The following is an 18541-nucleotide window of genomic DNA, read 5'->3' as shown; positions in this document are numbered from 1 at the left end:
GTCAAGTACTTGCTAAACCAGGTACAATCAAGCCGCACACTAAATTCGACGCAGAAGTATACGTACTTTCTAAAGAAGAAGGTGGTCGTCACACTCCATTCTTAAATGGTTACCGTCCACAGTTCTACTTCCGTACAACTGACGTAACTGGTGCGATCCAGTTGAAAGAAGGCGTTGAAATGGTAATGCCAGGTGACAACGTTGAAATGTCAGTAGAATTAATCCACCCAATCGCAATGGACCCAGGTCTACGTTTTGCGATCCGTGAAGGTGGCCGTACTGTAGGTGCTGGTGTTGTTGCGAAAGTAACTGCATAATCACTTTTCAGTGAAAAAGCGCTCCTTTTGGGGCGCTTTTTTTATGCTTAATTGTTCGACAATTCAATAGAAAGCTGGCCTTAACTGATACTTCAATGTCCCTATTTGCACTTAAGCCTTTTTATTAAGTTTGTATGATAAGAATCAAGAAAATGAACAATAAAGTTTAAGTAACTATGGTTACTAGCAAGGAGCTTTCACTATGAACGCTAAAGTGAATATTACGAATCGTGCCGGAGCAAGCTTTCCTGTACGTCGTATGAACTTTGACTTTAATGATGTACCAGAATACTGGATGGATGGTTCTGCTGGTCTTACACATTTTATGACAGCATTATCAGCACTATTTCCTGCTGGTGAGAAGTTCTTTATTGATAGTGTACGTGCAGTGCGTTATCACCCAGCGATTAAAGATAATGAAGAGCTACAAAAAGAAATTAGTGCTTTCATTGGTCAAGAGGCGATGCATACCCAAGAGCATGTGAACTTTAATGCATCTGCACAAAAGTTTGGCCATGATGTCGAGACGTTGGAAAAATTTACTGATACAGCTATTCAGACTGCGCGTAAGACTTTTGCAAAGATCGTAAAACCATTTGGTATGACGCAAGAAATGGTAGATTTAACTGCGACTACGGCTCTTGAGCATTTTACTGCAACGATTGCATCTCAGCTTTTAGTTAATACCCATATTCAAGAGTTGATGACAGATAAAACAATGTCAACGATGTGGTATTGGCATGCAATAGAAGAAAATGAGCATAAAGCCGTTGCTTTTGATGTGTACGAGGGTGTATTCGGTAAAGGTGTTAAAGCTTATGCATTACGCACAAGCTCACTTGTATTTGCGATGGCACTTATTTTCGCAATTCAATCTTCGTTTGTGCTACGTCTTTTAAGACAAGATAAAAAATTAAACTTAGATGAATTGTCTGTGATTTATAAATATGGTTATAGCCCATCCAAAGGTATTATTACGGGCATGGCTAAAGAAATGTTGGCTTATTTTAAACCAGGTTTTCATCCGAATGATTTAGACACAGTGGGTCTATTAAAAACATGGAAAGCCAAACTTGGTCTTTAAGTTAAAAACAAAGTGAAAAGGGCTGTTAGCAGTCCTTTTTTTTGTCTTGAAACTACTGCTCATTTTTTAAAATGATAGGAGTTCATTTTGCTCCAGAAAGGGGCTGGTAATGACCTCATCTGATAATTTGCTGTCCTCATCTGCACTTAAATAGCACTTTTAAAGGCGTATTATTATAAATATTAAGAAAATAAATAAGGATATAAGTGAATTGATGGTTCACTTAAAGGAGTCTGACATGAATGCTAAAGTAAATATTTCTAATCGTGCTGGAGCAAGCTTCCCTGTACGTCGTATGGACTTTGAATTTGCTCAAGTCCCACGCTATTGGGCAAATTACGATGCAGGATTGACTCACTTTATGACAGCATTATCGGCTCTTTTTCCTGAAGGTGAGCAGTTCTTTGTAAATAGTACGCGTGCAGTGCGAAATGATCCTAAACTAGCTGACCCAGCTCTTCAAAAAGAAATAAGTGCTTTTATTGGTCAGGAAGCTATGCATTCTAAAGAACATTTAGCATTTAACGCTTCTGCGCAAGCGTATGGATATGATGTTCGCAAAATGGAAAAGCAAACAGGTACAGTCATTAAAATGGGGACAGCAGTTGTAACCAAGTTAATGAAACCTTTTGGTTATACTAAAGAGATGATTGATTTAACCGGTACCTGTGCTCTAGAACATTTTACATCGACGATTGCAGCTGAACTTTTACAAAATCCTGAAATTCAAGCCATGTTCCAAGATGACACCATGTATCACTTATGGATGTGGCACGCGGTAGAAGAAAATGAACATAAAGCTGTGGCATTTGATGTGTATACAAGTATGTATGGACAAGGGCCAAAAGCTTATTTTATGCGCTCAACTGCTTTAATTATTGCAATGGCTTTAATCTTCGCAACTCAATCTTATTTTACTGCTAAATTACTCAAGACTGATGACAAATTAACTTGGAAAGACACCAAGTACATGCTTAAGTTTATGTATGGCCGTAAAGGTTTTATGACACGTCAAATTCCAGAGTTACTTGATTTCTTAAGACCAAAATTTCATCCAAATGATTCGGATACAAGGGCTTTATTAGCAACTTGGCGTGAAAAGTTAGGGCTTTAACAAACGTATTAAAAAAAGAGCAATTTAATTGCTCTTTTTTTTGCTCGTTTTTTCTATTTAAGTTTCTATAATACGTTTACTTTGAAATCTGAAAATGTGTTGAAACTCATGATTCGTACTATGCAAGCCTCCGATATTGATAGTGTTGCTCAAATTGAGAAGCTTGTTCAGACACATCCATGGTCTAGGCAGCAATTTGTAGAGTCTGTGAACTCTTATCAATGTACGGTAATTGAGTTAAATAATAAGGTTGTTGGTTTTTGTATTTTACAACCTGTGTTAGATGAAGCGAATTTATTGCTTATGGCAATTGATCCTGAAATGCAAGGTAAAGGCTTGGGATATCAATTGTTAGATGTATCGATTGAGCAGTTAGAAAATCAACCTGTACAAATTTTTTTAGAGGTTCGTGAAAGTAATAAAGCGGCAATAGGGCTATACGAAAAAATAGGTTTTCATCAAATTGATGTGCGTCGCAATTATTACCCAATTCAAGAGGGTGGGCGTGAAAATGCCGTTATTATGGTAAAAAGCTGTACCGATGATTTCGCTTCTTTATTTTAAAATGGCTGTCTTGCTGCAGACTTAACAGCAAGACAGAATCGAGCTATTTAATAATTAAATTATTCCACTCAGAAGGTAATGTCGTCATGAGAGAGTTACCTAACTGATTGATCTCTTCAGGCGATAATGATCGATTTAAGCGGCGCCATTGCCCGTCTAGTAAAAGTTCTAGGGGGGTATATTGAGATTTATAATTCATTTTGGCTGAGTGTGGCACCCAATAGCCTAAGTAAAGATATTCTAAACCAAGTGATTTTACATATTCGATTTGATTCAAAATTGAATAAACACCTAAAGATCTACGGTGTTCATCTGGATCAAAGAATGTATAGACCGCAGATAATCCATCATCCATTAAATCACAAGTAGAAACGCTAATAAGACGGTTATCTTTCCATAGTTCCAAGAAGAAACTATCTGTACAGCTATGAACTAGAAATTTTTCAAACTGATCTAAACTTGGTGGAAACATATCACCATCGGCATGGCGCTCGTTAATGTAACGTTCATATAAATCATAATGAATTTGTGCAGCTTGCCGTGTTGGCAGAACAGTCATGGTAAGGTCTTGATTTCGTTTCCATGCTTTTTTTTGCATATTGTTCATTTGGAAGTCGGCAACTGGTACACGACAAGACAAACACTGTCTGCATAAATGACATTCAGGACGATATACAAAGTCACCACTACGACGAAAACCTAATCGCGATAACTCTGAAAGAGTCACCACATCAATTCGGTGAATCGGGTCTAAAAAGACCATACGTGCTGACTTATTTTCTAAATAGCTGCAATCGTGAGGTGGGGTAATATAATATTGCAGATCATTTAAAAGGGACTTCGGGTGATATGATTTCATGATTGGTCCCTCCTGTTATCATTCCATTAATTTTGCATTTAATGCTATTGTTTTACTTGAAAATACACGTTCTTGATACTTTTTCCAATTGATAGAGGGGTGAATAATTACATCTTGTAACGATTTAAGATATTCCTGCCGAGAAAGTGTACAAGCCCCAAGGCTAATTAAGTGACTATTTACCAGTTGGCAGTCGACCCAAGGAAGCTGATTTTCTTGACCGATTAACATTAAAGTATAAAAAGCCATTTTAGAAACATCGGTTTGAGTACTAAACATAGACTCGCCAAAACAACCCTTACCGATCGTTACCCCATATAAACCACCTACCAGCTGTTCGTCTTGCCAAACCTCTACGCTATAGCCATAACCTGAATTAAATAACGCACCATATCCCTGAATAATATCTTCGCTAATCCAGGTTTCGTTTGCATAGCTTCGAGGTAGTGAACATGAGCGGATGACTTGTTCAAAAGCACGATTTACCGTAATGGTGTAATCATGCTTTTTCATGTTCCGAATGAGCGATTTACTTGGTTTATAGTTTTGAGGATAAATCACACAGCGTGGTTCAGGACTCCACCAACAAATAGGCTCATCTTCATTAAACCAAGGAAAAAGTCCGTGGGTATATGCTTCATAGAGCGTAGAAGGGGAGAGGTCAGCACCAATACAAATTAGACCATGACCATCTGGATCGGCTTCCTCTGGATCTGGGAAAATATATTGAGATAGAGGTAGTGTGTTCATAAGACTAAAATAATGTGTGCTTAAGGGTTATGCTATAAAAATTAATTTGAGACAGCCAGTAATTATTATAAATGATAAAAAAACAGCCGTTATAAAACGGCTGTTTGAAATATCTAAATTTAAAGGTTATCTAGATATTTTTCTGCATCTAATGCTGCCATACAGCCTGAACCAGCTGAAGTAATGGCTTGGCGGTAGATACTGTCAGCCACATCACCCGCAGCGAAAACACCTGCTACAGAAGTTGCTGTTGCATTACCTGAAGTACCACTTTGTACTTGAATATAACCATCACGTAAGTTTAACTGGCCTTCAAACATTCCAGTATTTGGCTTGTGACCAATGGCAACGAATAAGCCTTGAACTTGGATATCTTGTTTGCTTTCATCTTTTGTAGATTTTAAGCGAACACCTGTTACACCAGTATTGTCGCCAAGAACTTCTTCAACTTCATGGTTCCAAACAATGCTGATTTTGCCTTCTTTTTCTTTAGCAAATAAGTGATCTTGCAAAATCTTTTCAGAGCGTAAAGAATCACGACGATGAACTAGCGTTACATGTTCAGCAATATTTGATAAATAAAGCGCTTCTTCAACAGCAGTGTTACCACCACCTACAACCATTACTTTTTGGTTTTTATAGAAGAAACCGTCACATGTTGCACATGCGCTCACGCCTTGGCCCATAAAGTTTTGTTCAGACTCTAAACCAAGATATTGAGCTGTCGCACCAGTTGCAATAATTAATGCATCACAAGTGTACTCATCCATATCACCTTTAAGAACAAAAGGACGTACATTTAAGTCCACTTCATTAATATGGTCATAGACGAGTTCAGTACCGAAGCGTTCAGCATGTGCTTGCATACGGTCCATTAAAGCAGGACCAGTCAAACCTTCAGGATCGCCCGGCCAGTTGTCAACTTCGGTTGTTGTTGTAAGTTGGCCGCCAAGTTGTAAACCAGCAATAAGTGTTGGTTTAAGATTTGCACGTGCTGCATATACAGCTGCACTATAACCCGCAGGACCAGAACCGAGAATAATTAACCGAGAATGACGAGCACTCATTGAGGGTATCCTTATTTATTTCGAGAATTTTGAAAATTATACGTGAAATTGCCGACCAATAGCGTGAAATCAATGTGGATAATATTGATCAGGACAATCGAATTAAGTTATATAACAATATAGAAGAGCCTTATGTTAACAACAACTGTAAAGAATCATGCACCTTTTTTGTAAGAACAGGTGCATAATATAAAGTTCATTCGTTGAAGATCTGAAATGTAGGTCTTCACATCTCTAAACCAATAATTAAATGGGTTACAGGACAGTATATGACTGCGGTGTCAAGTGTTTATGCACAGCGCTTATTGATGACATTATTCTTGGTCTCTTTTGGTATTTATATGTTTCTGGCGACAGTAACATATACGCCATTTGATCCGGGCTGGATGCATATTTCAAGTGATACTCAGCAAGTATCCAATGCAAGTGGTATTGCCGGTGCATGGATTGCAGATTTGCTGTTTGGCTTTTTAGGTTGGGCAAGTTTACTTATTCCAATTTTTCTATTTGTTGAAGCTATTCAAGTCTGGTGGCCGCATAGTTTTCTAAACCGTCCATTCCGTTATGCTGCTCAGTTCTTCTTGATTCTTGTTGTGTCGAGTTTGCTTTACTTACATTGGAATGTACCCGCAGATACTTTAGATAATGCGGCAGGTGGGATTATTGGTTATGAGTTGGGACAAAGCTTATCTCAACTGTTAACGATTTATGGTGCGACCTTATTTTTATTGGTTTTCGGAGTGGTATTGTTCACTTTGGCATTTGGGGTGCAGTGGAGCAAAACATGGGTTACGCTCAAAGCGATGCCAAGTTATTTACAAGATTTATTCTATAAGAACGTATCGCCAAATGAATCTGCTTATGACTTAACTACACAGCCTGCAAATAAAACAGCAACGGTAAAAGTTGCCGAGATGCCTAAAGCTGAAGTTGCTGATGAAGCAGAGCTAAATGTTCAGTCAGAAAAAACTCAAGCCAAAGTTGGCTCTACACGACACGATGAAATGGCGGAGCGTTTATTTGCCGATGTGTTAGCGAAAGAGCAAAATCAGCCTGAAACTGTTGAAGAAAAACCAGCTCTTCAGCCAGAAAACTTTGAGCGTACACTTGAACAAGCTCAACAGCTTAAAAAAGACAGTGAGCGTTTAGTGGCGACAGGTGAGGTTTGGCGTGCTTTACAGCGCGATGATGCAAGTCATAAGCAAGAAATTGATGCATTGTTAAGAGCTGCGGATGATTCAAATGAACATCCAAGTCATGAGCAATTCCAAGAAACGGCTTATCAGGCTAAACAAGCACAACCTCAAGCATCGAATAGTCATCAAGGTTTAGATTGGAATGATGATGAGATTTTTGATGAATTGCTTGCCGCAGTTCCAAATAGTAAAACTGCTACTGATGTACATACGCCGTTCGTTCAAGACCATCATGTTGAACCAGCAGTAGCACCGCAAACACCTCATACATCAGTTGAAACATCTGTACCTGTATCGAATTTAAATCAGTCACCTAAAAACTTATCAAATGAACAGGTGTTTGATGATTTCGATGACTTATTAATTGATGAAGATATTGCTCCAGCAGCTCAACCGGTCAAAGCAAGTAGCTATGCGCAATCTTCAGCATTTGTAAAAGCACCTATTCAAACTACGATTGGTGCAGAGAAGCTTTCGAAAGAAGAATTTATTGAAGCTTGGCAAGAAACTGCCGGAAAGCCGGAAGATGATCTTGAAGATGAGTTCGATTTTGATGCGCCATTAACTGATGCATCAGGCCGACCAATGTCTCGTGCAATGCAGGTAGCCAAGAAGCGTTTAGATTTACCAACATTACCAGGCTTTGAACTGCTTGATAAGGTTGATCCAAATAAGAAAGTTAACTTTACCGAAGAGCAGCTTTCGCGTTTGTCTGAATTGCTTGAGATTAAATTACAAGAGTTTAATGTTAAGGCTCAGGTGGTTGAAGCTCAGCCAGGCCCAGTTGTTACGCGTTTTGAATTAGATTTAGCACCGGGTGTGAAAGCATCTAAAGTGACTAATATTTCCCGTGACTTGGCGCGTTCAATGTCTATGGCTTCGGTACGTGTTGTAGAAGTTATTCCGGGTAAACCATATATTGGTATTGAAGTACCAAATAGTGCCCGTGAAATGGTACGTTTGATCGAGCTATTGGAAACTCCAACATATCGTGACCCAAGTGCACTCATTAGTATGGCAATGGGTAAAGATATTTCGGGTAATCCGGTATTAACCGATTTAGCAAAAGCACCGCATATGTTGGTTGCGGGTACCACAGGTTCGGGTAAATCTGTTGCAGTTAACTCGATGATTTTATCGATGTTACTTAAGTATACGCCAGACCAATTGCGTTTAATTTTAATTGACCCAAAACAGCTTGAATTGGCTAACTATAACGATATTCCGCATTTATTAACACCTGTAGTCACTGACATGAAAGATGCAGTTAGTGCATTAAACTGGTGTGTAAATGAAATGGAACGCCGTTATAAACTTATGTCGTTCCTTAAAATTCGTAAGTTAAGTGACTACAACCGAAAAGTTGAAGAAGCGATTGCGAATGGAGAAGACTTGATTGATCCAACATGGAAACCAAGTGATTCAGCGACACAAGAGCGTGCACCTCGTTTAACGCCGTTACCATCAATTGTAATTGTGGCGGATGAGTTTGCCGACATGATTATGCAGGTAGGTAAGAAAGCAGAAGAAATGATTACGCGTTTGGCGCAAAAATCTCGTGCTGCCGGTATTCACCTTTTACTTGCAACTCAGCGTCCATCGGTAGATGTTATTACGGGTCTTATTAAAGCCAATATTCCAACGCGTGTAGCTTTACGTGTAAACAGTAAAATCGACTCACGTACTATTTTGGATGCTGGTGGTGCAGAAGACTTGTTAGGTCATGGTGATATGCTGTTCTTAGGGCCAGGTAAGATTGAGCCAGAACGTGTACATGGTGCATTTATTAGTGATGATGAAGTTAACCGCATTTGTGACGCATGGCGTGAACGTGGTGAACCAGACTACGTAGATGAGATCTTAACGCCATTTGATGAAGAACCTGCATCTCGTGGCTTTGAAGAAGGTGAGGGTGGTTCAGACCGTGATGCACTTTATGACCAATGTGTATCGTTTGTCCTAGAAACTCGCAAAGCATCTACATCTTCATTACAGCGTAAGTTTAGCCTAGGTTATAACCGTGCTGCCCGTATTATCGACCAAATGGAAGAGAACGGTATTGTGAGTGCTATGGGTGCCAATGGTAAGCGCGATATTTTAGTTTAATATCTTCACTTGAAATTAAGCCTCTTCGGAGGCTTTTTTTGTGGTTAAAAATAATAGCTCTGAACTGAGAGTTTGAGATTTTATCAAATAGTAAAAAATGCTAATGTGTGCTTCTAAATAAAAAACAATGAAACAAATCAGGAGGACAACATGTTAGTCGCGTTAATTACGTTAGCTTTTATTCATTTTTGTGCGCTTATTACTCCAGGGCCTGATTTCTTTCTGGTATCGCAGACCGCAGTGAGCCGATCTCGTAAAGAAGCCATGCTGGTTGTTGCAGGAATAACAGCAGGTGTTATGTTTTGGGCATCTTTAGCACTGATGGGCTTAAATATTATTTTTGAGAAAATGGCTTGGTTAAAGCAAGGTTTACTCATCGCAGGTGGTTTGTACCTATGTTGGTTAGGCTATCAAATGTTGCGTTCAGCATTTTCAAAAAATCAGCAGGAAGAGGTTACAGCTGTTGAGTTGCCTAAAGCACCTTACTTATTTTTTATGAAAGGATTACTCACCAATTTATCAAATCCGAAAGCTGTAATTTATTTTGGTAGTGTGTTTTCTTTATTTTTAGCTAACCCTCAGCTTGATCAAGTTCATTGGTTGCTTTTTATTATTGTGTCAGTTGAAACGATTTTATGGTTCTGCTTTGTGACGTTTATTTTCTCCTTACCGAGTTTCAGAGTGGCTTACCGTAATTTTTCAAAATGGATTGATGGTATTTCAGGTGGTATTTTTACCGTATTCGGTATTTTCCTGATTGGAAACCGGTAAATCCAGACAATAAAAAAAGCCTCTTAAAGAGGCTTTTTTTAATTACTAACTTTTAGATCACTTATATAGGAATGATATAACAAAACCGATAAAAATCAGTAGCCATATAATAGATCCTATAATAATTAAAATGATTTGAGAGGTATTGAATTTCTCTTGCTCAATTGTCGTTACTATTTGTTTTTGTGCATAGTTCAGTGCTTTAAATGCGGGTATTAAAAATATAATGTCGCAGAGAGAGATGAGCCAATAAGGATCAGGTAGGCGAACCAGTAAAGATGTAATGAGATATCCTAGATACATCCAACCTGAAGAGAAATCATTAATATACCCTTGTTCTTTTGCATAGTTTTTTATACGATTAAATAGTGAATATAAAAAGAATATAGAAAAAACTGCACGGGCAGCAGGCATAATATTTAATTTATCTTTGATTAGAAAAAATCGCTATGCTTTAAATATCCACCAAATTTGGTATAGGCCAAAGGAAATTATGGATAGAACGATAAACTTATTAAGGCTAATAACTTTTAAATTTTCTATATGATTTGATTGGATAGATTGTGTTTGATTTAAATTAATAGGTTCTGGATTCATGAATTTATATTTGGAATGAAATAGTGCTGATGACTTTATGATTATTTTTTATAAAAGTAAATAATTTAGATACTTGAATAAACCACATAATCTATCTACTAAGTTTTACCAAGATAGATTATGCAGTCTTATTCAAATAAAAAAAGCTTAAGCAAACTTTGCTAAAACTTCTAAAAACGGCGCTGATTGACGCGGAAATTTAGCAATTACGTCATGAATGCGTTCGCCTTCAGAGTTTGTTGCATTGATATCTCGTCCATCTGCAACAAATTTAGTCAAAAGACGTTCATAGTCATTTGGACGCATATGTTTGAAAGCATGGTAGAGCACGTGAAAATCTGCGTTCACACCATTTGGAGGAAGTTGGTTGAGGTAGGCAAAAACACGCTCATCGGACCATTCTTCATTGAAAGTTGCTGGCTGTGATAATGCCATGACAATCTCCTCATTTTAAAAAAGGCAAAATAACTTGCGTTATTTTGCCTTGATTCTGATTTGTTGAATAGTCAGAAATAGAATTATCGTTCTTCAGGTAAATTGATATTCATTTCTAACATTTCGATATTTGCTTCAGAACGAACTTGCATTTGGATATGCTGTTCGCCTACACCGCTTACATAACGACTCACCACCTGCATGATTTCTTTCTTCATTTGGTCAATCTTGTCTTGGCTTAAACGACGGCCTAAACCTTGTTCTGATGCAACAATAACTTTTAAACGATCTTTGGCAGTTTGAGCACTTGATGGTTTTTCTTCACTGCTAAATAATTTACTCCAGAATCCTGCCATATCTACGCTCCAAATAGTCGTGCTAACCAGCCTTTAGGTTGAGCTGTGATGTGTCGATAAGGGCGGTCTTCGCCAAGAAAGCGAGCAACCAAGTCATCATACGCTTGTCCAGCTTTAGTTTCTGAATACAGAATAACTGGCTTACCTTCGTTTGATGCTTGTAATACACTTGGACATTCCGGAATAACACCTAATGTCGGTACGCGTAAAATATCTTTAGAAATATCATCAATCGTCAGCATTTCCTGACGGTCAGCACGTTCAGGGTTAAAACGTGTAATACATAAATGCTTACGTATACGTCCTTCGTTGTGTTCAACTTTTTTAGTTTTGCTGTCTAACATTCCGATGATGCGGTCAGAGTCACGTACTGAAGAAATTTCAGGGTTTGTCACAATGATTGCTTCATCTGCATGGTACATTGCTAAAATTGCACCACGTTCGATCCCCGCAGGTGAGTCACAAATAATGTAATCAAATTCTTGAGCAAGCTCATCAATTACACGAGCAACACCTTCGTCGCTCAAAGCATCTTTATCACGGGTTTGTGAAGCCGGCAAAATATAAAGGTTTTCGATATCTTTATCGCGAATAAGTGCTTGTTGCAGACGTGCTTCATTGTTAATTACATTGACGAAATCATAAACAACACGACGCTCACACCCCATAATTAAATCAAGGTTACGTAAGCCTACATCAAAGTCAATCACAACAGTTTTATGACCACGAAGGGCTAAACCTGTTGCAAAAGATGCACTCGTTGTAGTTTTACCTACACCACCTTTGCCTGATGTTACGACAACAATTTTGGCCACCGAATCCACTCCTATTATGGTCATACATACACCCTTAAAAGGGCTGTTTTTTGGTGATTTGTTTAATAAACTAAAGTTCTAGAGCTTCAAATTCAAGCTCTTGCTTTTCATTTAAATAAATATGTACTGGCTTTTTTACCACATGTTTAGGGATATCATCTGCGACACAATATGTTCCGGCAATGGAAACGAGTTCAGCCTCTAAAGATTGGCAAAAAATGCGTGCAGCAGCGTGCCCACCCGCACCAGCAATGACTCTACCACGAACCGTGCCATAAATATGTATATTTCCTGAAGCAATCACTTCAGATCCACTATTCATGCCAGCTTTTAAAATAATATCGCCTTGGTCTTGTACAAGAGATTGGCCTGTACGCAAAATTTCATCATGATAAGAGGTAATATGGGCAACTGCATTATTATTTAGTGGTTTTTTTGTTTCTGGTGAAGCTTGTGCAGGTGTCGGTTTCTCTACAATTGCAACTTGCTCTGTGGTTGCTTTGATGCGTTGTAATGGCTGGTCGGCTGGTAATACAGGGAACTGAATGGCGCGTGCCTCATCACCTAAAATGCCGTCAATGACCGCCATCGGTTGCAAACCTAAGCTTACTAACAGCTGAATTAAAGCAATAAGCTCTTGCTCAACTGTACTATCTATAATAACGACGGTTCCCTGATAGGAACCTTCATTTAGAATATTTGATAATTGCTGGCGGATCACATCATGATCATTCGTATCGAAGGTTATCCTGCTAAAGTTAACCATTCTGCCGGTAATCCGGATATCAGCCATAAGTCTTCCTTCAAGGCGTTAAAACGAGCTGTAATATCGTTAAGTTTATTGTAAATAGAGCAAATGCTAGAACAAATCGTGCCAATTCTCTAGCGTGTTTCATAAAAAATTAAGTAAATGCTTATTCTTTGATTCGATCACGCTCCGCAAGGGTTTGTTGCCATTGTTTGACTTTAACTTGTTTGCGAATTGCTTCAAGACTTTCAAACACCACAGACTCTACAAGTTGCTCAAGCTCACGGTTATTAATATTCACGTTACTTATTTTTTCTGAAATTAATTGATATGTTGCATTGGGTTGATCTTTTGATCCTTCAATTAAAGGTTCAATTAAACCGGCACTGATATTTTCACCGAGTCGCTGACCAATACTTTGAATTTGCTGTTCGATACGGCCACCCACTAAAGGAATTAAGCGTAATAATTGGGTTAACTCTGGCGTATCTTCTATTGCTTGATCAACAATTTGTCCCACACCTTTTGTGATTGCAGGTTTTTGTTCTTTTAAAGCAGTTGCTAAAGATTCTTGCAATATAGAGGTTAGGGTAATCGTAAATTGTTCGCGATGATGATTAACCAACTCATGAATAATTTGCTTATGTGTTGAGCTAGTTTGAAGCTCATTACGAATGCCATCAATAACCGTAATAACAACACGGTCAGATAACTCTTCCATAACAACACGGTAATAAAATAGTCCAGTTTTTCTCCAGCTTTCAGGAATAACAGGATAACCTAGTTCATATAAGCGATACGCGATAATACCAGCACGAAATAAACGTAAAAAACGTAACTGAGGAATGATGGCTAAAATTTCATACCAGTGAATGAATGGAAAGAAAAACCAACGCTTGTGGTGTTTATAAATAATTGAAATGCCCCAGCGGACAACAAATTCAGTAATTAAAAAGCCAATAAACCAAGCTTCAGTCGTAATTACCCAAGGGTGTAAATAAGTTTTATAAAACGTAAGTACTTGGGGCAGGTGAATATGTTCAAAAAACCATGCCCCAATACTGCTCATTAAAAAGAAATTTGCTGCAAGACAGAACAGATTGAAAATAATGATAAACACCATAAAGATGTCATAAATCAAAAACAGCTTAAATGAAGCGCTGCTTGGGTCCATATGGTAATATTTTGCTTGTTTTCTGGAACTGTTTTGCATAGCTATAAATGCTTTTAATGAGTTGAAGTAGTATATCGAGCTTTCATTTGTTCGATGAGTTGATCTTTTTCAGTCCAGAGTTCATGTACCCATTGTTGAAAACGTTCACGGTACACTGGGTCATCTTCATAGTTACCGCCGAGTACCCAAGCTGGTATTTCAATTTTACGAAGATTTACCGCAATTTGTGAAACATCACCTAACCAGAAATCGCCATAACCCGGTACACCGTCAGGGTAGACAATCGTCATATCAACTAAAGCATCAATTTTGTCGCCCAGAATATTTAAAGCCAGTGCCAAACCACCTGCTTTAGGTTTTAGTAAGTGTTTATATGGCGAATTTTGTTGATCATGTTTTTCCTGAGTAAAGCGTGTACCTTCCAAATAGTTTAATAACGTAAAAGGTTGGCTCAAGAGTTGCTCGCACGCTTTACGTGCTTCCATCATATCGCGGTCTTTAAGCTCAGGGTTTTTCGCAATTTGCTCTTTGGTATGACGCTTCATCATTGGAAAGCCTAAAATTTTAAAGGCTTGACCAACGAAAGGAATAAAGATGAGTTCCCATTTAGTAAAAAAGCGGGTAAGGGGCATACGGGTTAAGCCGAAGTACTGATTTACGGTAGTATCCACCCAGCTTTGATGGTTACAGGTCATTAAGTAACGGCCTTGCATACTTAAATCAAGACCTTCGTCGATCGTAATATCCCATTTTAAATTAGGTAGAACATGGTCAATGAGCCAATTATTGACACTGAGCCAGCTGTTTGTAATTTGAATGTTGGTTTCATCTACTTTGGATGATTTTTTAAATAACTTGGTTAAGCCCAAAGCCAATACAGGTGGTCCATGAAAAAAGGTGCTACCTGTGATGACTGTACCTACAGTGAGTCCACGTGTAATTTTTTTTAGCGCAGATTGCTTATTGGGTGCAGTTGACATATAAATGGCCCCGAATATCCAAAATCCATAGAAAGTTGTTCAACTATAACTATCGTGAAATGAAATACAACGATATCTTAGACAACAATGAAGAAATTGTGATGAGTGCACGTCTTAAAGTGCATCAAAATATTACAAAAAACTAACTAAACTGTTTATTATTAACAAAATATCAATGTTTTATACTTCCTTTTTGTTTCATTATTCACTCAACAACAAAACACTCAAAGTGAGGAGGCATGCAATGCGTGCATTAGTTATTTCAACAGTGGTAGGGGCAGCAGTAGTACTTTCTGGTTGTCAAACAACAGGTAACAACCTTGGTGGCGTTGAATACGATAAAGCCGCATTAGGTACATTAATCGGCGCAGCAGCTGGTTACGGTATTTCTAAATCAAGTGCAAACTCTAGCCGTCAAAACAACCGTGCTGCGGCAATCGGTGCAGTTCTTGGTGCAGCTGGTGGTTTATACCTTGACCAAAAAGAGAAAAAATTACGTCAACAAATGGCTGGTACTGGCGTAGAAGTTGGTCGTAATCCAGACGGTTCTGTTCAATTGATCATGCCTGGTAGCATCACTTTTGATACAAACAAATCAAACATCAAGCCAAACTTCTATGCAACTTTGGATAAAGTAGCGCAAACATTGGCTGAAGATAACAAGAGCGCGATTTTGGTAACTGGTTATACAGATAACACTGGTAATGACTCTATCAATATCCCATTATCTCAATCACGTGCTCAATCAGTTAAAAGCTATTTAGCTGGTAAAGGCGTTCCATCTAGCCGTATCGATGCACAAGGTTATGGTTCTTCTAACCCAATCGCAGACAACTCAACTGCTTCTGGTCGTGAACAAAACCGTCGCGTAGAAATCAGCATTTATGCTAAACAATAAGATTTAGTTTATTGTTTCAAAAACCACCTTCGGGTGGTTTTTTTATGGGTGAAGTACAAGAAATAATCACGACATTCTGCGGCGCATAAATTGCATTATTAGACATCATTTATACATATCCGTAGATTTACTATTGGGATTCTAAAAAAGAGATGACTATAATCATGCTCGAAAAATTAAGAGGTAATACACGATGTCATCTGCCAGTCAACTGAACAACAAGCAAGAAGAAGCCATGAAATATACTCAAGGCCCTTTATTGGTGCTTGCTGGCGCTGGTTCAGGTAAAACATCGGTAATTACGCGTAAAATTGCCTATTTGGTGCAACATTGCCGTATTCCTGCGCATCGTATTACAGCGATGACCTTTACCAATAAAGCTGCGCGTGAAATGAAAGAGCGTGTGACCAAGCTTTTATCTCGTGAAGAAGCAAAAGGTTTATCCGTTTCGACTTTCCATACTTTTGGTTTAAATCTTTTACGTTTAGAACTTAAAAATTTACCTTTAAAAGCTAATTTTTCGATTTTGGATGCAGATGACTGTAAACGCATTTTGATGGATTTGATGCATCGCGATAATTTGTCGGGTGCGGAGAGTAAAGAATTAATTGCCAAGGCAATGAAGAAAATTTCAGATTGGAAGAACGATCTGATTTTGCCTGAACAAGCACATTCGACGTGTGAAACTCCTGAAGATGTGCAGTTTGCTCACCTTTACCAACTTTATGAACGTAATTTACGTGCCTACAATGCTGTCGATTTTGATGACCTCATTGTTATGCCAACGCGATTATTGCAAGAAAATGCAGAAGTACGTGACAAGTGGCAAAACCGTGTTCGTTATTTATTGGTCGATGAATATCAAGATACCAACACCGCGCAATATATTTTAGTGAAACTGTTGGTTGGTGTAATGGGGCAGTTTACAGCTGTGGGTGATGATGACCAGTCAATTTACGCATGGCGTGGAGCGAAGCCTGAAAACATGGCTTTGCTTAAACAGGATTTCCCAAATTTACATATTATTAAGCTTGAGCAAAATTACCGCTCGACCAGCCGTATTTTGAAAGCTGCGAACTGTGTAATTCAAAATAACCCGCATATTTTTGATAAGAAATTGTGGAGTGATAAAGGGCATGGCGAGGTCATCCGAATTATTACCTGTCGTAATGATGATGATGAAGCAGAACGCGTAGTCAAAGACTTACTTACTCATAAGCTCATGAACGGTAAGAACTGGAAAGATTACGCTGTGTTATACCGTGGAAACTTTCAGGCACGTGTATTAGAAACCCAGCTTCGCCAAATGCAAATTCCGTACAAACTCTCTGGCGGTACATCGTTCTTCGCTCGTGCAGAAATTAAAGACGTGATGAGCTACCTGCGTTTGATTATTAACCCTGAAGATGACAGTGCTTTCTTACGTATTATTAATACCCCTAAACGTGCGATTGGCCCAGTTACTCTTGAGAAGCTAGGTTTATTTGCCCAAGAAAATAATTTGTCTTTACTTGGTGCTTCTTCTGACCAACGCTTAAGCATGGTTCTTCCTAAAAAAGCAGAAACACAATTGCACGAGTTTGCAGACTTTATCGCGACATTTACGCGTGAGTTGTTAGAAGATGATGAGCCTGTGCCTAAAGTTCGTCAAATGATGAATGAAGCGGGTTATATCGATTATATTCGTGAACAGTCAGCAACACCTGCTCAAGAGAAAAGTAAACTCGATAACATCGAGAATTTATTTACCAGTATTCAAAATCTGATTAATCGTGCAGAAGATGTTGATGAAAAGAACATTGAAAGTGTTATTCGCAAACTGGTTTTACTTGACCTGTTAGAACAACAGCAAGAAGAAGAGGACACTGACAAAGTAAACCTACTTACTTTGCATGCAGCAAAAGGTTTGGAGTTCCCATATGTGTACATTATGGGACTCGAAGAAGAGCTTTTACCGCATAAAAACTCGATTGCAGCTGAAACCATTGAAGAAGAACGCCGTCTTATGTACGTGGGTATTACCCGCGCACGTCAGGGCTTAACTTTGACTTTGGCAGAACAGCGTAAAAATGGTGGTCAAATGAAACAAATGACCCCAAGCCGTTTCCTTGATGAGCTTCCACAAGACGAACTCGAATGGTTAGGGCGTAAAAAGAAAATTGCAGCAAATGTTGATCCTAAAGAACAGGCTCAACAATATTTGGCAAATTTAAAAGCTTTATTAAAGCGTTAATTTTTTTAATTTTTAGGAAATCCCATGAAAGTTCAAGTTAAATTGCTCGATCCGCGTTTAGGTAAAGAATGGCCTTTACCTTCGTATGCAACAGCAGGATCAGCAGGTTTAGATTTGCGTGCCTGTTTAGATGAAGCAATTGAAATTGAACCAGGCCAAACTGTATTAGTTAAAACAGGTATGGCAATTTATATTCATGATGTGAATTTTGCTGGTTTAATTTTACCGCGTTCAGGTTTAGGCCATAAACACGGTATTGTTCTTGGTAATTTAGTTGGGTTAATTGACTCGGACTATCAAGGTGAATTGATGGTTTCAGTTTGGAACCGTGGTCAAACGACATTCCGTTTAGAACCAGGCGAGCGTTTAGCACAATATGTTTTAGTCCCAGTTGTTCAGGCTGAGTTTGAACAAGTAGAGGAATTTGAAGAAACTTTACGCGGTGCGGGCGGCTTTGGTCACACGGGTAAACAATAA

At 38.5% G+C, this 18541-nt stretch carries 18 protein-coding genes and 1 pseudogene; 9 read left to right on the top strand and 10 right to left on the bottom strand.

Annotated elements, in window-relative coordinates:
* The 4 genes from AC1PJ9_RS00980 to rimI all read left to right on the top strand — a co-directional run.
* A partial coding sequence (locus AC1PJ9_RS00980) for an EF-Tu C-terminal domain-related protein (protein ID WP_032017488.1) occupies positions 1–317 on the top strand: 317 nt, incomplete at its 5' end.
* Positions 318–519: 202 nt separating this feature from the next.
* Positions 520–1401, top strand: coding sequence for a metal-dependent hydrolase (locus AC1PJ9_RS00975; protein WP_311086473.1), 882 nt, complete (start codon positions 520–522; stop codon positions 1399–1401).
* Positions 1402–1639: 238 nt separating this feature from the next.
* Positions 1640–2515, top strand: coding sequence for a metal-dependent hydrolase (locus AC1PJ9_RS00970; RefSeq protein ID WP_311086472.1), 876 nt, complete (start codon positions 1640–1642; stop codon positions 2513–2515).
* Positions 2516–2623: 108 nt separating this feature from the next.
* The gene (gene rimI, locus AC1PJ9_RS00965; protein ID WP_311086471.1) at positions 2624–3079 is read left to right on the top strand and encodes a ribosomal protein S18-alanine N-acetyltransferase; all 456 of its coding nucleotides are present in this window, start codon (positions 2624–2626) and stop codon (positions 3077–3079) included.
* Between the two features lie 43 nt (positions 3080–3122).
* Here rimI and AC1PJ9_RS00960 read toward each other — a convergent pair whose 3' ends face one another.
* The 3 genes from AC1PJ9_RS00960 to trxB form a co-directional block, all read right to left on the bottom strand.
* Positions 3123–3938 (bottom strand): arginyltransferase, encoded by an 816-nt coding sequence (locus AC1PJ9_RS00960; protein WP_311086470.1) that lies wholly within the window; start codon positions 3936–3938, stop codon positions 3123–3125.
* Positions 3939–3956: 18 nt separating this feature from the next.
* The gene (aat, locus tag AC1PJ9_RS00955; RefSeq protein ID WP_311086469.1) at positions 3957–4688 is read right to left on the bottom strand and encodes a leucyl/phenylalanyl-tRNA--protein transferase; all 732 of its coding nucleotides are present in this window, start codon (positions 4686–4688) and stop codon (positions 3957–3959) included.
* Between the two features lie 119 nt (positions 4689–4807).
* Positions 4808–5755 (bottom strand): thioredoxin-disulfide reductase, encoded by a 948-nt coding sequence (gene trxB, locus AC1PJ9_RS00950; protein WP_311086468.1) that lies wholly within the window; start codon positions 5753–5755, stop codon positions 4808–4810.
* A gap of 269 nt (positions 5756–6024) precedes the next feature.
* Between trxB and AC1PJ9_RS00945 the strand changes: the two genes are divergently transcribed.
* Together AC1PJ9_RS00945 and rhtC are read left to right on the top strand one after the other, a co-directional pair.
* Positions 6025–9057 carry a DNA translocase FtsK gene (locus AC1PJ9_RS00945; protein WP_311086467.1) on the top strand — a complete coding sequence of 1011 codons (3033 nt, stop codon included), beginning with the start codon at positions 6025–6027 and terminating at the stop codon, positions 9055–9057.
* Positions 9058–9207: 150 nt separating this feature from the next.
* The gene (gene rhtC / locus AC1PJ9_RS00940; protein WP_087606707.1) at positions 9208–9828 is read left to right on the top strand and encodes a threonine export protein RhtC; all 621 of its coding nucleotides are present in this window, start codon (positions 9208–9210) and stop codon (positions 9826–9828) included.
* A 57-nt stretch (positions 9829–9885) separates the two neighbouring features.
* Here rhtC and AC1PJ9_RS00935 read toward each other — a convergent pair.
* The 7 genes and pseudogenes from AC1PJ9_RS00935 to AC1PJ9_RS00905 form a co-directional block, all read right to left on the bottom strand.
* Positions 9886–10425: pseudogene (locus AC1PJ9_RS00935) on the bottom strand (hypothetical protein).
* A gap of 147 nt (positions 10426–10572) precedes the next feature.
* Positions 10573–10860, bottom strand: a complete 288-nt coding sequence (locus AC1PJ9_RS00930) for a PA4642 family protein (RefSeq protein ID WP_022575112.1) — start codon at positions 10858–10860, stop codon at positions 10573–10575.
* Positions 10861–10943: 83 nt separating this feature from the next.
* Complete coding sequence (minE, locus tag AC1PJ9_RS00925) at positions 10944–11216, bottom strand: cell division topological specificity factor MinE (protein WP_000896934.1); 273 nt, start codon at positions 11214–11216, stop codon at positions 10944–10946.
* A gap of 2 nt (positions 11217–11218) precedes the next feature.
* The gene (gene minD / locus AC1PJ9_RS00920; RefSeq protein WP_134262941.1) at positions 11219–12031 is read right to left on the bottom strand and encodes a septum site-determining protein MinD; all 813 of its coding nucleotides are present in this window, start codon (positions 12029–12031) and stop codon (positions 11219–11221) included.
* Between the two features lie 70 nt (positions 12032–12101).
* Positions 12102–12824: a septum site-determining protein MinC gene (minC, locus tag AC1PJ9_RS00915; protein ID WP_311086466.1), complete on the bottom strand. Its 723-nt coding sequence runs from the start codon at positions 12822–12824 to the stop codon at positions 12102–12104.
* 121 nt (positions 12825–12945) lie between these two features.
* Complete coding sequence (locus AC1PJ9_RS00910; RefSeq protein ID WP_263613086.1) at positions 12946–13992, bottom strand: preprotein translocase subunit SecA; 1047 nt, start codon at positions 13990–13992, stop codon at positions 12946–12948.
* Between the two features lie 14 nt (positions 13993–14006).
* The gene (locus AC1PJ9_RS00905) at positions 14007–14933 is read right to left on the bottom strand and encodes an acyltransferase (protein ID WP_002051994.1); all 927 of its coding nucleotides are present in this window, start codon (positions 14931–14933) and stop codon (positions 14007–14009) included.
* A gap of 244 nt (positions 14934–15177) precedes the next feature.
* Here AC1PJ9_RS00905 and AC1PJ9_RS00900 point away from each other — a divergent pair, with 244 nt between their 5' ends.
* From AC1PJ9_RS00900 to dut, 3 genes are all read left to right on the top strand, one after another.
* On the top strand, positions 15178–15831 hold the full coding sequence (locus AC1PJ9_RS00900; RefSeq protein WP_263613087.1) for a YiaD family glycine zipper/OmpA-like lipoprotein: 654 nt from the start codon (positions 15178–15180) through the stop codon (positions 15829–15831).
* A gap of 193 nt (positions 15832–16024) precedes the next feature.
* Complete coding sequence (gene rep / locus AC1PJ9_RS00895) at positions 16025–18064, top strand: DNA helicase Rep (protein WP_263613088.1); 2040 nt, start codon at positions 16025–16027, stop codon at positions 18062–18064.
* Positions 18065–18088: 24 nt separating this feature from the next.
* The gene (dut, locus tag AC1PJ9_RS00890; RefSeq protein ID WP_000868152.1) at positions 18089–18541 is read left to right on the top strand and encodes a dUTP diphosphatase; all 453 of its coding nucleotides are present in this window, start codon (positions 18089–18091) and stop codon (positions 18539–18541) included.

The sequence above is a fragment of the Acinetobacter sp. 70_2 genome (assembly GCF_056736115.1).
The sequence above is the reverse complement of the archived record's forward strand: the minus strand, read 5'-3'. Positions and strand labels throughout refer to the sequence as shown.

Bases quoted from the DNA above. Each gene is read 5' to 3' on its own strand.
- AC1PJ9_RS00975 (WP_311086473.1), top strand. From the start codon at position 520: ATGAACGCTAAAGTGAATATTACGAATCGTGCCGGAGCAAGCTTTCCT.
- AC1PJ9_RS00970 (WP_311086472.1), top strand. From the start codon at position 1,640: ATGAATGCTAAAGTAAATATTTCTAATCGTGCTGGAGCAAGCTTCCCT.
- rimI (WP_311086471.1), top strand. From the start codon at position 2,624: ATGATTCGTACTATGCAAGCCTCCGATATTGATAGTGTTGCTCAAATT.
- AC1PJ9_RS00960 (WP_311086470.1), bottom strand. From the start codon at position 3,938: ATGAAATCATATCACCCGAAGTCCCTTTTAAATGATCTGCAATATTAT.
- aat (WP_311086469.1), bottom strand. From the start codon at position 4,688: ATGAACACACTACCTCTATCTCAATATATTTTCCCAGATCCAGAGGAA.
- trxB (WP_311086468.1), bottom strand. From the start codon at position 5,755: ATGAGTGCTCGTCATTCTCGGTTAATTATTCTCGGTTCTGGTCCTGCG.
- AC1PJ9_RS00945 (WP_311086467.1), top strand. From the start codon at position 6,025: ATGACTGCGGTGTCAAGTGTTTATGCACAGCGCTTATTGATGACATTA.
- rhtC (WP_087606707.1), top strand. From the start codon at position 9,208: ATGTTAGTCGCGTTAATTACGTTAGCTTTTATTCATTTTTGTGCGCTT.
- AC1PJ9_RS00930 (WP_022575112.1), bottom strand. From the start codon at position 10,860: ATGGCATTATCACAGCCAGCAACTTTCAATGAAGAATGGTCCGATGAG.
- minE (WP_000896934.1), bottom strand. From the start codon at position 11,216: ATGGCAGGATTCTGGAGTAAATTATTTAGCAGTGAAGAAAAACCATCA.
- minC (WP_311086466.1), bottom strand. From the start codon at position 12,824: ATGGCTGATATCCGGATTACCGGCAGAATGGTTAACTTTAGCAGGATA.
- AC1PJ9_RS00910 (WP_263613086.1), bottom strand. From the start codon at position 13,992: ATGCAAAACAGTTCCAGAAAACAAGCAAAATATTACCATATGGACCCA.
- AC1PJ9_RS00905 (WP_002051994.1), bottom strand. From the start codon at position 14,933: ATGTCAACTGCACCCAATAAGCAATCTGCGCTAAAAAAAATTACACGT.
- AC1PJ9_RS00900 (WP_263613087.1), top strand. From the start codon at position 15,178: ATGCGTGCATTAGTTATTTCAACAGTGGTAGGGGCAGCAGTAGTACTT.
- rep (WP_263613088.1), top strand. From the start codon at position 16,025: ATGTCATCTGCCAGTCAACTGAACAACAAGCAAGAAGAAGCCATGAAA.
- dut (WP_000868152.1), top strand. From the start codon at position 18,089: ATGAAAGTTCAAGTTAAATTGCTCGATCCGCGTTTAGGTAAAGAATGG.